General features: G+C 41.3%; 10 protein-coding genes. 6 read left to right on the plus strand and 4 right to left on the minus strand.

The window, feature by feature from the left end; genetic code table 11:
• Positions 1 to 82: 82 nt before the first annotated feature.
• The 6 genes from BHV72_RS10995 (at position 83) to BHV72_RS11020 (ending at position 9,417) form a co-directional block, all read left to right on the plus strand.
• Entirely contained in the window at positions 83 to 1,735 is a 1,653-nt protein-coding gene (locus BHV72_RS10995; protein WP_286855974.1) for a M23 family metallopeptidase, read from the plus strand.
• Positions 1,736 to 1,756: 21 nt separating this feature from the next.
• Positions 1,757 to 3,397, plus strand: coding sequence for a C69 family dipeptidase (locus BHV72_RS11000; protein WP_122264066.1), 1,641 nt, complete (start codon positions 1,757 to 1,759; stop codon positions 3,395 to 3,397).
• Positions 3,398 to 3,582: 185 nt separating this feature from the next.
• Positions 3,583 to 5,157, plus strand: coding sequence for a tetratricopeptide repeat protein (locus BHV72_RS11005; protein ID WP_286855942.1), 1,575 nt, complete (start codon positions 3,583 to 3,585; stop codon positions 5,155 to 5,157).
• Positions 5,158 to 5,192: 35 nt separating this feature from the next.
• On the plus strand, positions 5,193 to 6,356 hold the full coding sequence (locus BHV72_RS11010) for a DUF4934 domain-containing protein (protein ID WP_286855944.1): 1,164 nt from the start codon (positions 5,193 to 5,195) through the stop codon (positions 6,354 to 6,356).
• A 7-nt stretch (positions 6,357 to 6,363) separates the two neighbouring features.
• Positions 6,364 to 7,539, plus strand: a complete 1,176-nt coding sequence (locus BHV72_RS11015; protein ID WP_286855946.1) for a DUF4934 domain-containing protein — start codon at positions 6,364 to 6,366, stop codon at positions 7,537 to 7,539.
• 132 nt (positions 7,540 to 7,671) lie between these two features.
• Positions 7,672 to 9,417, plus strand: a complete 1,746-nt coding sequence (locus BHV72_RS11020) for a phospho-sugar mutase (RefSeq protein WP_286855947.1) — start codon at positions 7,672 to 7,674, stop codon at positions 9,415 to 9,417.
• A 356-nt stretch (positions 9,418 to 9,773) separates the two neighbouring features.
• On the opposite strand, the gene BHV72_RS11025 is transcribed toward BHV72_RS11020, so the two are convergent.
• The 4 genes from BHV72_RS11025 to nudC form a co-directional block, all read right to left on the minus strand.
• On the minus strand, positions 9,774 to 10,946 hold the full coding sequence (locus BHV72_RS11025; RefSeq protein ID WP_005678583.1) for a DUF418 domain-containing protein: 1,173 nt from the start codon (positions 10,944 to 10,946) through the stop codon (positions 9,774 to 9,776).
• On the minus strand, positions 10,915 to 12,006 hold the full coding sequence (locus tag BHV72_RS11030; protein WP_258908704.1) for an acyltransferase family protein: 1,092 nt from the start codon (positions 12,004 to 12,006) through the stop codon (positions 10,915 to 10,917). The genes BHV72_RS11025 and BHV72_RS11030 overlap by 32 nt, the downstream gene beginning before the upstream one ends.
• Positions 12,007 to 12,088: 82 nt before the next feature.
• Positions 12,089 to 12,652: a Crp/Fnr family transcriptional regulator gene (locus BHV72_RS11035; RefSeq protein ID WP_005678585.1), complete on the minus strand. Its 564-nt coding sequence runs from the start codon at positions 12,650 to 12,652 to the stop codon at positions 12,089 to 12,091.
• Positions 12,653 to 12,658: 6 nt separating this feature from the next.
• Entirely contained in the window at positions 12,659 to 13,453 is a 795-nt protein-coding gene (gene nudC, locus BHV72_RS11040) for an NAD(+) diphosphatase (RefSeq protein ID WP_286855976.1), read from the minus strand.
• Positions 13,454 to 13,526 lie beyond the last annotated feature (73 nt).

The raw sequence follows: 13,526 nt of genomic DNA on the forward strand, positions 1-13,526 counted from the left end.
TTTCCGCTTATCATTCCTTTCGGATATTTCGTAGTTTAGTGGGAATAGTGTACATTTGCGGGAGTAAAAAGTGAATGGAATGATGAGACGATATATCACCACTTTGATGTTGGCTTGCTGCATCGGAGGATATGGGCAAGAAAAGAAGCAAGCCACCTTTGTACCACCTTTTGACTTTCCTCTTACATTGAGCGGAAACTTCGGAGAAATCCGTTCTAATCACTTTCACGGCGGATTGGATTTTAAAACGGGAGGAGTAATCGGTAAACCTGTTCGTGCATTGGCAGAAGGCTATATTTCACGTATCCGTGTGACGAATGGTTCGGGCTATGTACTTGATGTCTGCTATCATAACGGTTATTCTACTATCAATCGTCATTTGAGCGGTTTTATTTCCCCTATTGCCGAAAGGGTGGAAAAACTGCAATATGAAAATGAAAACTGGGAAGTAGAGATTATCCCCGAACCGGATGAGTATCCAGTAAAAGCGGGACAACAAATAGCATGGAGTGGGAATACCGGCTATTCATTCGGACCGCATCTTCATTTGGATGTTTTTGAAACGGAGACGGGAGATTATGTAGATCCCATGCCTTTTTTCAAAACGAAAATAAAAGATACGCGTGCTCCGAAAGCGGACGGCATAATGTTTTTTCCTCAACTTGGTAAAGGAGTAGTGGATGGTAAGCAAGAAAATAAAATGATTCTTCCGAACACCGGACGTCCGGTGGAAGCATGGGGTGTGATAGGTACAGGCATCAAGGCGTATGACTATATGGATGGAGTGAGCAATCATTACGGAGTGTATTCTGTAGTGCTTACAGTAGATGAGAAAGAAGTATTCCGCAGTACTGTCGATCGTTTCTCACAAGAAGAAAACCGGATGATTAACTCTTGGACTTGCGGGCAATATATGAAATCCTTCATCGAGCCGGGAAATACATTACGTTTATTAAAGGCATCGAACACTAATCGTGGTTTGGTGACTATTGATGAAGAACGCGATTATCGCTTCATGTATACTCTGAAGGACGTTTTTGGCAATACTTCTAAATATAGTTTCACGGTTAGGGGGCGAAAACAACCGCTTGAGCCATTGCAACATCGCGAAAAGTATTTCTTTGCGTGGGATAAGGTAAACTATCTGCAAGAGCCGGGTTTGAATCTGGTTGTTCCCAAAGGAATGTTATATGACGATGCCCCCCTTAATTATCAAGTAAAAGCTGATAGCGGTGCTGTTGCGTTTACATATCAGTTAAATGACAAACCGATTCCGCTTCATGCAAGCTGTGAATTGCGTATTGGCTTACGTAGAAAGCCTATAACTGATACTACAAAATATTATGTAGTCCGTGTCACCCCGAGAGGAGGAAAATATAGTGTCGGTGGAAAGTATGAAGACGGATACATGAAGGTATCTATTCGTGAATTGGGAACTTATACGGTTGCCATTGACACAATTCCGCCTGAAATTATTCCTGTTAATAAGAAGCAATGGGGAAGAACCGGAAAGATTATCTATCGTTTGAAGGACAAAGGAACGGGTATTGCATCCTACCGTGGAACGATTGACGGCGAATATGCACTTTTCGGACGACCGAATATTGTGAAATCGTATTGGGAATGTGTACTTGATCCGAAGCGTGTGAAGAAAGGTGGAAAACATATCGTTGAATTTACGGTAACTGATTATTGCGGAAATGAAACCGTATCCCGTGAAAGTTTTATCTGGTAAATTATTAAAAGAAAATCATATATGAAGAAAAGACTTATTTTTTGTGCTGCTCTATTCCTGGCGGCAGTGGCGGATACTTTCGCCTGTACTAATTTAATTGTCGGCAAGAATGCATCGACTGATGGTTCGACTATCGTTTCCTATTCTGCCGACTCGTATGGCCTGTTTGGAGAACTTTATCACTATCCTGCTGCTACATATCCTAAAGGAACCATGTTGAAAGTGTACGAATGGGATACCGGTAAATATTTGGGAGAAATCGAACAGGCACGCCAGACTTACAATGTAGTGGGTAATATGAATGAATATCAAGTTACTATTGGTGAGACAACTTTTGGCGGACGCCCTGAATTGGCTGATTCTACAGGAATTATCGACTATGGAAGTCTGATTTATATTGGTCTGCAACGTTCGCGTACAGCTCGCGAAGCGATTAAGGTGATGACTGATTTGGTACAGCAATACGGTTATTACAGTGAAGGGGAATCTTTTACCATTGCCGACCCGAATGAAATTTGGATTATGGAAATGATTGGTAAAGGTCCCGGTATCCGTGGAGCAGTATGGGTAGCTGTACGTGTGCCGGATGACTGTATCTCGGCTCACGCCAACCAATCACGCATTCATCAGTTCGATATGAACGACAAGGAGAATTGTATATACTCGCCGGATGTCGTATCTTTTGCCCGTGAGAAAGGCTATTTCAGTGGTGTGAATAAGGATTTCAGCTTTGCCAATGCGTATGCACCGTTGGATTTCGGAGCCCGTCGTTTCTGTGAAGCTCGTGTGTGGAGCTATTTCAATAAATTTACAGATAACGGTAAAGATTATCTTCCTTATATAGAAGGAAAGACTAATACCCCAATGCCTCTTTTTGTGAAGCCGAAGCATAAGCTTTCCGTGCAGGATGTAAAAGACATGATGCGTGACCATTATGAAGGTACGCCTCTCGATATTTCCAATGATTTCGGGGCAGGTCTTTACAAGACTCCCTATCGTCTTTCTCCTCTGAATTTCAAAGTAGGCGACCGGGAATATTTCAACGAACGTCCGATTTCCACTCAACAAAGCGGCTTTGTATTTGTGGCGCAGATGCGTGCCAATAAACCCGATCCGATAGGTGGTGTGCTTTGGTTTGGAGTAGATGATGCGAATATGGCGGTGTTCACACCTGTTTATTGCTGTGTAACTAAAGCTCCGGTATGTTACACACGTGTGGACGGAGCTGATTATATCACTTTCTCATGGAATTCGGCTTTCTGGATTTTCAATTGGGTGTCTAATATGGTTTATCCCCGTTACAGTTTGATGATTGATGATGTACGTGCAACTCAAAAAGAACTGGAAACGACTTTCAATAATGCTCAGGAGGGCATAGAAGAAATGGCTGCCAGACTTTTGGCTAAAGATAAGTCTGCTGCAGTTGAATTTTTGACGAATTATACCAATATGACGGCTCAGAGTACTTTCGATACTTGGAAACAATTAGGCACATTCCTGATTGTGAAGTATAACGACGGAGTAGTGAAACGAGTAAAGGACGGTAAGTTTGAACGTAATTCTATCGGACAGCCTGCCGGTGTTATTCGTCCGGGGTATCCGAAAGAATTTCTGGAAGAATATGTGAAGCAGACAGGAAAAAGATATGAAGTGCCGGAATAATAGTTGTTTTAGTTGTTATTAAATCATATATAATGTCCACATCATTTCTGCTTTGCGGGTGATGTGGATTTTTATTATGTTGATAATCAGTAATGTATTTGCCATGTATTTGTCCATTCCAAATATTTGGATTCTTTTCTGCTGCTGCCTATCTTTGCCTTATTCTATTTCAAACACCAACTACTATGCGAATCATCTTTATTATATATTACTTGCTTATCACATTACTCTTTGTTTCTTGCCAAGAGTCATCATCTGTTGAAGTAGAGAGGGAAAAGATAGCCTCTCTGTTACAGAAGGGTGACAGTTGCCGTCAGGTTGGTAATGAGGAAAATTCAATAGCCTTCTATTATCGTTCGTTGGAATTAGCTAAGCAAACGGGAGAACAATCGTTGGAAGCGGCTGCTAGTGATCGTCTCGGAATTGTTTATTTATATCGTGAACTTTATTATGATGCACTCGATTTATTTCGGCAAAGTGCGTCGATTTATGCATTGACGGGAGAAAATATCCGGTTGGCATTGGCATTGCGTAATATAGGGCGTACGAACTTGGTGTTGCATCATTCCGATAGCATAGCCTGTTATTATGAGCAGGCTATTGAGGTGGCTTCCTGCTTGGAAGATAAGAAGTTACTGCATACTATATCCAAAGAACTGGAAGCTATCTATTCAAAGGCGGGATTTTACGATTATTCACCTCGTCTGATGTTGAAGTGTTTGGATAGCGTATCTGATGACGATTTTTCCAATTTGCTTGCAGGGGAGTACTATATCGGTATGAATAATGCCGAAGAAGCGAGAATTTGGTTGAAGAAAGCTGTTCAGACGAGCGATATGTATATATGTTCGAGTGCATATCAGCTTTTATATGAAATTGAGAAGAGAACCAATCATCCGGACACTGCCGTTAAGTATGCCGAATATTATATCCAGTGTAAAGATTCGCTTGATAAACAGATTTCGGTTTCTTCGACGATTCGTGCTTTAGGACAGAATTATGAAAAAGAACGTCTTAAATGGGAGAATCAGCAATTGCAGAATGAGCAACTTCGAAAGCGTATGTATTATTTGATCATTCTGTCAATTTCATGTTGCTTGCTGGTAGTAGGGTTGGTTTTGTATTATCGGGAGAAGTGGAAGAAAGAGAAGGTATTGGCTGGTGTTATGAAACGTTTACGTGACAATGAGCGTCAAATAGAGAATTACACAGCTGTAATAGAAAAGAATAGGCGTATTATCAGTGATTTGAAAGGAACTCAGCAGAAGAATGCGTTACTGTTACGTGAAGAAAAGAACAAATCTATAAATTATGAGAATCTGCAACATGAGAATTTGTTGTTGATGAAACAACTGCATATATTGCATTCCGATAGGGAAGGATTGTTACAGCAACTTCAAATGGGAACCAACTCATCTATTTCTTCACAACGGATTACCGCTTTCACACAACTTTGGCTATTGAAAAGTGAACCTTATTATGGAATCATAGAGACACAAGAAGAATGGAACCGATTGTTTGAACTCATTGACCTGTTTTATGGGAATATTTCCGCCAGACTGAATGGTTGTGAGTTATTGAGAGAGCATGACAGAAGAATCTGTTATTTGCTTCATGCCGGGCTTGACAATTCAGCTTTAGGGATATTATTCAATATAGATAATACTTCTGTGACTAAATCCAAGCAACGTATAAAGAAAAAACTGGGACTGGGCCCTAACGATGTGCTGGAAACATTTCTTAATGAGAATAAAAAATAGTATATAGATTGTTTCACTTTAAATATAAAACAGCCATGAAAAGACTATTATTTACCTTTTTAGCTTTATGCCTTGCCGTTGCCGGTTCGGCTCAGTCGGGGCAGATGACTTCCAAACTGCCGACTATTGATATCACTAAGGAATATCCGAAAAAGAAATTAGTATTGCAAGATATTGCAACTGCTGAATACATTCCGCTGGAAACATCGGATAAAGTGTTGCTGGACGGAGTGGCTACTCTGCATTGTTCATTTACCGAACACTATATAACAACGTATAATGCCAATGAAGGGCAAATCTTCGTATTCGACAGAAAAGGGAAAATATGCCATACATTTAATCATAAAGGAGGGAGTGGGGAAGAATACAACTATCCTTTGCAGTTACGCTTGGACGAAAAGGCTAAAGAGTTGTTTCTGCTTGACATATCTAATAAAATACAGGTCTATTCGATAGAGGGAAAATACAAGCGTTCTTTGTCTATTCCCAAAGATGTACGGATTGAAATTATGTACAATTGTGATGAGCAACATTTGTTGGGTTACGATAGTTATATGTTGGATAGAAAAGATAAACAGCCCAATAGTCGTCCCTATTTACTGATTTCGAAAAAGAACGGAGCTGTTTCCCGCCTTCCGGTAACTATCCACAAACGTGTGGGAAAACGCATTTATATTACTCAAGGGGGACAGACGGCTACCGTTTCAATGTCTCTCTATCCGTTAGCAAATAGCGGTTCGGAGTTTATCTTTGCAGATTTGGCAGGTGATACTGTTTATTCTTATTGTAATCATAAGTTGACCCCGTTGTTTGTACGTACTCCGAAAGCAGATGCTTCCGAGCCAAGACTCGTTATGCAATGTTATGCCAAGATTGGGAGCTATCTGTTAATGTCGACTGCATTGAAAAAGTATGAACCGGGGAAAACTTCGTTTGATACTAAAGAATTTGTTTATGATACGGTTGAGAAGAAAGTATATGATTTGGAATTTGAGAATCAAGACTATTCGCCCGCCCGTTCAATGCGAATGGGAGGCGTATTATCGGCATTACCTGAAAAATGTGTTTTCGATTCGTGGGATACTGACCGTTTATTGGATATGTTGGAGAAAGGAAAGTTGACGGGAAACTTGAAGAAGGTGGCGGAGAAGATGACAGTTGATGATAATCCTTTACTCATATTGTACAAATTCAAATGAAACGTAGATGAAGATTATATGGTTCTTTTTCTCCTTGTGTCTGCTGGTAGGATGTAAACGTTCGGATGTGGCGGTATCGGTGGAACAAACGTTGCCGGTGATAGATTTGAATGCTGCTTATCCTGAAAAGAAACTGGATTTGGCAGAGGTGGCGAGTCCTGAATATATTCCTTTGTATACAGTCGGGGCGGATTCATTAGATAGATATAGTCTGACTTCAGCGAGTGTTTCGCCCCATTGGGTAGTAGCTTATAATTGGCAGCAGACAATTATGGTTTTTGAACGGGCAACCGGAAAACTTCGTTATCGTTTTAATCATCAGGGACAGCAAAAAGAACAATATTATTATATATTCTCGGTGTTTGTAGATGAAGAACGTGAAGAAATATATGTAGTCGGTTCAGTTTTCAAAATCCAGGTTTATAGCCTGTCCGGCAACTATAAGCGTACGTTGAATCTTCCCTATGATATGTCTTTCGAACAGGTGTTTGATTATGATAAAGATTCATTGATATTTAACGACGGAAGGGAAGATGTAGATAATCCTGTCCAAAAAGGAACTTATTATTATTTAATGTCGAAAACTGACGGAGGAATGCGTTCTTTGCCTTTTCATGTAAAGTATCGTATTACGAACCGCTTTCGCATCCGACTAAGGAATGGAGACAGGCAAGGGGTAATTTCCTGTATGTTTTCCGTAAAGCCATTGTTGAAGAATGGTGATGAAATGATATTATCCGAATTTTCCAATGATACCGTTTTCTCTTATGGGAAAGAAGGAACGAAACCTTTGTTGGTACGTACTCCGGCTCCCCGTTCTACTTTTCCTTTGAAGTTAATGTCGGTTTCAGCTTGTAGCAGACGTTTTCTGTTTTTGGATGTGATAGAGAAAGTGTATAGACGGAATATCAAGAAGTTGGACGGAGACTCGTTTGTCTACGATTACCGCGAAAAGGAGATCTTTACTCCGGTGTTGGTCAATAGTGATTTTATCCCTGAACTGCCGGTTGAGATAGATAATATGAACGGAAGTTTTCCGAAATATGCCGGTGCGTCTTCTATTCATTCCCGGGAGTTTATGCAGTACTATCGGAGAGGAAATTTACAGGGGCGGGCATGTGAAGCGGCCTCTTGCTTGACAAGAGATGATATTTATGTTTTAGTGCTGTATCATTTTAACTGAATAGAGCCGGTAAATGTATTCTTACGGTTATTATTTTGAGGAAAAATGTAGGATTTATAAACTTATTATTTTACATTTGTGTGCTCAAGAAATAGATAGTAATAATTCATTAACCAATAAACAATAATCGAAATGGAAAATCAGGAACTTATTAAACAGGTCACTGAAAAAGCCGAAAAATGGTTGACCCCGGCATACGATGCTGAAACTCAGGCTGAAGTGAAGCGAATGTTGGAAAACGATGATAAAACCGAATTAATAGAAGCATTCTACAAAGACCTCGAATTTGGTACCGGTGGTTTACGCGGTATCATGGGCGTAGGTAGCAACCGTATGAACATCTATACGGTAGGTGCCGCTACACAAGGTCTTTCTAATTATTTGAAGAAGAACTTTAAAGATCTGCCGCAGATTTCTGTTGTGGTTGGTCATGACTGCCGTAACAACAGCCGTTTGTTTGCGGAGACCTCTGCCAATATTTTCTCTGCCAACGGTATCAAAGTATATCTGTTCGACGATATGCGTCCTACTCCCGAAATGTCTTTCGCTATCCGTCACCTCGGTTGCCAGAGCGGTATCATCCTGACTGCTTCTCACAACCCGAAGGAATATAATGGTTACAAAGCATACTGGGATGACGGTGCGCAAGTACTGGCTCCGCACGATAAAGGTATCATCGACGAAGTAAACGCTATTGCCTCTGCTGCTGATATCAAATTCCAAGGCAATCCGGATTTGATTCAGATTATCGGTGAAGATATAGACAAAGTTTATCTGGACATGGTGAAGACAGTTTCTGTTGATCCGGAAGCAATCGCCCGCCACAAAGACATGAAGATTGTTTATACTCCGATTCACGGTACAGGTATGATGTTGATTCCGCGTGCTTTGAAGATGTGGGGATTTGAAAATGTGTTTACTGTTCCCGAACAGATGATTAAGGACGGTAACTTCCCGACTGTCATCTCTCCGAACCCGGAAAATGCCGAAGCTCTTTCTATGGCTGTGAATCTGGCTAAAGAAATTGATGCAGACCTCGTTATGGCTTCCGACCCGGATGCAGACCGTGTAGGTATCGCTTGTAAGGATGATAAAGGTGAATGGGTGCTGATTAACGGTAATCAGACTTGTATGATGTATCTTTACTATATTCTCACTCAATACAAACAACTGGGTAAGATTAAAGGTAATGAGTTCTGTGTGAAGACAATCGTAACTACGGAACTTATCAAGAAGATTGCTGATAAGAATAACATTGAAATGCTCGACTGCTACACCGGATTCAAATGGATTGCACGTGAAATCCGTCTGCGTGAAGGTAAGAAGAAATACATTGGAGGCGGTGAAGAGAGCTATGGTTTCCTTGCCGAAGACTTCGTTCGCGACAAAGACGCGGTATCAGCCTGCTGCTTGATTGCAGAAGTTGCTGCATGGGCAAAAGATAACGGTAAGTCATTGTATCAATTGTTGCTGGATATCTACGTAGAATACGGATTCTCTAAAGAATTTACTGTGAACGTAGTGAAACCGGGCAAGAGTGGTGCTGAAGAAATCAAAGCTATGATGGAAAACTTCCGTGCTAATCCTCCGAAAGAATTGGGTGGTTCGAAAGTGATTCTGAGTAAAGACTACAAGACTTTGAAACAAACAGACGATAAAGGTAATGTAACTGCTATTGATATGCCGGAACCGTCTAATGTCCTGCAATATTTCACAGAAGACGGCAGCAAAGTTTCTGTTCGTCCTTCAGGTACAGAACCGAAGATCAAATTCTATATGGAAGTACAAGGTGAAATGGGTTGCCGTAACTGTTATGCTTCTGCCGAGTCTGCTGCAATGGAAAAGATTGAAGCAGTGAAGAAGTCATTGGGTATCTGATCTTATTTCTTCTGATAGTTCAGAATAAATAATAAATAGCGCCTCCATAGTCTTTTCGAAGATTGTGGAGGCGCTTCTTTATATCTGTCCTGCATCTGTTTCCCACTATTCAAGCCGGTTTAGTACAGTTCTTTCATTTCCTTTGCATTCTTTAAGTCCCCTTTCTAATCATTCTTCCGGGAATCTTGTTGTATTGGCATCATCTCAATTTAAGCACGCAGGCTACGGATATACACACTTTTGTTGATGCTTTAGAGTGATACGCTAAGTTTCATTTTCGTAAGTTGTTCGTTTGTAGTTTGTGTGTATTTCGTGGCCTGCTTTTTGGTTTTATTCTTTTCTAACGGTTACTTTTTTTATTTGCTCCCTATCCAAGTCCATTTATGCCATATCGTCTCCAATGGTCCCTGTTTATGTCCGGACAGCCACCATTTACAGAACTGAACCTGTAAGATACAAAGAACAATACCTATAATCAAGCTTAGAGTATATCCGCAGTAAGGAGCCAGATAAAATCCGAATGGGAAATAGATAATGGCACCCAGAACAGATTGGGAAATATAGTTTGTCAGGCTCATCTTGCCGTAAAAGCGGAGGCTGGAAACAGCTTTTTGAAACTTAGCTTTCTGATACAGTAGGATGAAGGAGGAAATCAATACGATAGTGAACGCGAATTTCTGCCACATATCAAAAGCGGTACCCACTGTCTGTTGAATCAGACTGTTGTCACTCTGCATGATTTGCTCTTTCAAAGAGTAAAGAGGTGCGAAGCTGATAGCAGCAATGATGAGCGCTTTTACCCAAAATTTCAAATGAGATTCGGTGGTGACGAATAACTGTTTGCGTCCGATGTACAAGCCGAATAGGAAAAGTCCGGCAGTTTGTAAGAAACGTCCGGCGCCGATAGCCCAAAACAAACTGGCTTTCTGTCCCAAGGTGACATTACCTATCAGGAATTCCCAGAAGTTCCCACCTTTGGTATAAGCTGCTACTTCAGCATACATCGCTCCGACATTTAAGTCGGGCAGGGTATAGGCAGGATTGAAAAGGCTCATAATGTAGTGGAACCATTCAATCGGTTGTAGTGAGAAGAAGATAGCAGTGATTAAAATAGCTTTGTCACTCCATTTGCGTACGATAAACAGTACGATGCCGACCACAACGAACAGAAGCAACACATCTCCTGCCGGAAAAAAGGCAGCATTGAGAGTAGCAAAGCCTGCAAGCAATACCATTCTCCATAAGAAACGGTAGCCGAAGTCTTTTCCTTTCAACTGCTGGTTGTGCGATTGGATATAGAAAGTGAATCCGAAAAGCAGGGCGAAGATTGCATAAGATTTTCCTGCAAACAATGAGAATGTTGCATTAAATACTCCGGCATCTAAAATGGTAAGCCATTCGGGAGAACTTTCCGGATAGACGGGGAAAATGAAATGCTCCAGGTTATGTACCAAGAGGATAGCCATTACGGCAAAACCTCTGAGAGCGTCTACTACTTCAATTCGCGGTGTTTTTGTTGATAATTCCATGGGGTTGATTTATGATTGTTTTTTTAGTGAATATTCGTTTTACCCATTTGTTGGCAGGCTTTTCAAAATAATAAAAAGAAAGCAGGCTGAGTATAATGGTGATGCAGAGAATGACGGGGACACTTATTGTCCATTGTATCTGCCAATGATAGTGGGCGGACATTCGCATATATGCATCTATGATAAACAAATGTATCAAGTAGAAACTATAACTGATTTCTCCGCCTATGATTAAGAACCGGTTGGATAGCAATCGGGATATGCCTCCCTGTTGTAAGGCGAATATAAGAATGATTAGCGAGACGGGTAACCAGTAATAACAAGAATAGCGATAGACTTTAGGAATGTCTGCGGCGCAGAGGAAGAACAGTAAAAATAAGGCAACGGCTCCTGCCTCTAATAAAGTTCCGGTGGAATAAGAAAGTTTTTTATTACATAATGACCGGTAGAACTGGTAAAGCAGGACACCTACGAAAAAGTCAGGCAGGCGGGTGAATGGATTTACATACCAGTATGCTTTGATTTGCTCCTCGTTGGTCAGATACATGCCTGCCAGCATAATTGGAAGACAGATGAGCAGTGTGATAAACAGGCTTCTTTTGGTATGCAAGAAAGGAACAATCAGAGGAAAGCAGAAATAAAACAACTGTTCGCATCCCAAACTCCACGAAGGACTGTTGAATGAAAAGAAGTAGTCGGCAGAGGGGAAGAACGGTTGTAGGAGAAAGGTGGAGGCGGCAAAGTGTTTTATCCAGTCTGCCGTGCCGCTATATTGAACGTATCCTCCTATGCATACGGCAATTAATAATGTCAGTAAATGCAAGGGATAAATGCGGGCGAGGCGTGCTACCCAAAATGTTCGTTTGGTAGCGGTCTTTTCCAATAACTTCTCCTGATAGTTGTAAGCAATAATAAAACCGCTGAGCACAAAAAAGAAACTGACTCCGACAAACCCTTCTTTAAAGAAATGAGCATCGAAACTTGAATCAATGACGTAGCAGTGCGCCCCAAATACCATTAGGGCAAAGAATATCCGTAAAGAAGTTAATGTGTTAATCACGATACTTATCAGTTTTTTTGTATTCGACTGCAAAAGTAGTGTTTTCTTATGAGATAAAAATTCACATAGATTAAAAAAGAACTTAGGATTCGGAACGCAGACGGCTAAGATGTTGGGGAGTCATGCCAAGAAAGGAAGCTATATACCCCAGTTGGGCACGGTGAATGACATCGGGTTGTTCACGTAAGAGTTGTTCGTAACGTTCCTTAGCCGGAAGATAGAGCCGGTTGATATGGTGCATATCCATATATAGCAGGCATTCCTGATGAATAATCCGTCCCCAGTTGGCAATCTCGATGTTGGTTTCATAAATCCGATTCAAGTCTTCGATACGTATGGCATATAATTCGCAGTCCTCCAACAATTCTACATATTCGTATCCCGGTTCGTCGTGATACAAGTCTTTCATGGCAAAAGTGATATCACCTTCGCGTGAAAACCATATCGTGATTTCTTCGCCGTCGTGTAAACAATAAGACCGGCAAAATCCTTTTTCGATAAAGTAGACGTGACGGTCTGCTACACCACCGCGTATCAGTAAGTGTTTTTTAGGAAGTTCCAGCTTTTCCATATGACTGAAAAGAACCTCCAGAGAACTGTCCGATACCGGATAATATTGCCGGATACCTTTGATGATGTTTTCCATAGCCGATTATTTGTGAGAGCATTCCAGCCACCAGTCGATCATCTTTCGTGCGAGGCTCAGCTTTCGGGGAAGTTCCGGCAAGTTGTCCCGTGTGTAGAAGTCTCCGGAACTCAGTTCTTCCTCCTGCAACTTGATTTCCCCTCCGGCATAATCTGCAATGAACCCAACCATTAATCCGCTGGGATAAGGCCATGCTTGATTGCCGAAATAGGTGATGTTCGTCACATCCAGTCCCGTTTCCTCTTTCACTTCACGCGCTACGCACTCCTCTAATGTCTCGCCCGTCTCCAGGAACCCGGCTACGAGGCTGTTGAACGTTCCCTTGAAGTTACGGGCATGGACCAGGAGCAATGAATCCTCTTTTCTTACTAAGACGAGAATTGCAGTAGAAATAGAAGGATATACTTCCCGTCCGCATTTCGGGCAACGTTTCATGATGTCCTCTTTCTGTTCCATAGGAGTGCCGCAGGCAGAACAGAAACGACTGTTCCGGTCCCAGTGCAGAATCTCATGCGCTTTTCCTGCTGCCTGATAGTGAGATAGCGGGAGATAATCATAAGAGGCACGAAGTCCGGTCATTACATACTGTGTCGATTCTTCAAAAGGCGAGGAGAGGGAGAAAGACTTACAAGTCTTTCCCTCTAATGTTGTGATAGTATGTACCGTCGTTTTTTCTTTAATAGTGATAGGCGGAATTTCTCCATAAGGAAGAGCAAATGTGCCGTTCTCTTTCTTCTCAAGTAATAACTGGTCTTTATAAAAGACGAACCACCATGATTGCGTTGTTTTATTCATTTTAATCTTCTTCTTTTGCTTCGCGCTGCGAAGGTATAAAAAACTGTATTGATATTTAATACTTTGTCTGATAAAATGT

The organism is Bacteroides sp. 43_46, assembly GCF_001915455.1.
GTDB classification, from domain to species: domain Bacteria; phylum Bacteroidota; class Bacteroidia; order Bacteroidales; family Bacteroidaceae; genus Bacteroides; species Bacteroides caccae.

Excerpts from the sequence above, each read along its gene's own strand:
- BHV72_RS11015 (WP_286855946.1), top strand. The coding sequence starts at position 6,364 with ATGAAGATTATATGGTTCTTTTTCTCCTTGTGTCTGCTGGTAGGATGT.
- BHV72_RS11010 (WP_286855944.1), top strand. The coding sequence starts at position 5,193 with ATGAAAAGACTATTATTTACCTTTTTAGCTTTATGCCTTGCCGTTGCC.
- BHV72_RS11020 (WP_286855947.1), top strand. The coding sequence starts at position 7,672 with ATGGAAAATCAGGAACTTATTAAACAGGTCACTGAAAAAGCCGAAAAA.
- BHV72_RS10995 (WP_286855974.1), top strand. The coding sequence starts at position 83 with ATGAGACGATATATCACCACTTTGATGTTGGCTTGCTGCATCGGAGGA.
- BHV72_RS11000 (WP_122264066.1), top strand. The coding sequence starts at position 1,757 with ATGAAGAAAAGACTTATTTTTTGTGCTGCTCTATTCCTGGCGGCAGTG.
- BHV72_RS11005 (WP_286855942.1), top strand. The coding sequence starts at position 3,583 with ATGCGAATCATCTTTATTATATATTACTTGCTTATCACATTACTCTTT.
- BHV72_RS11025 (WP_005678583.1), bottom strand. The coding sequence starts at position 10,946 with ATGGAATTATCAACAAAAACACCGCGAATTGAAGTAGTAGACGCTCTC.
- BHV72_RS11035 (WP_005678585.1), bottom strand. The coding sequence starts at position 12,652 with ATGGAAAACATCATCAAAGGTATCCGGCAATATTATCCGGTATCGGAC.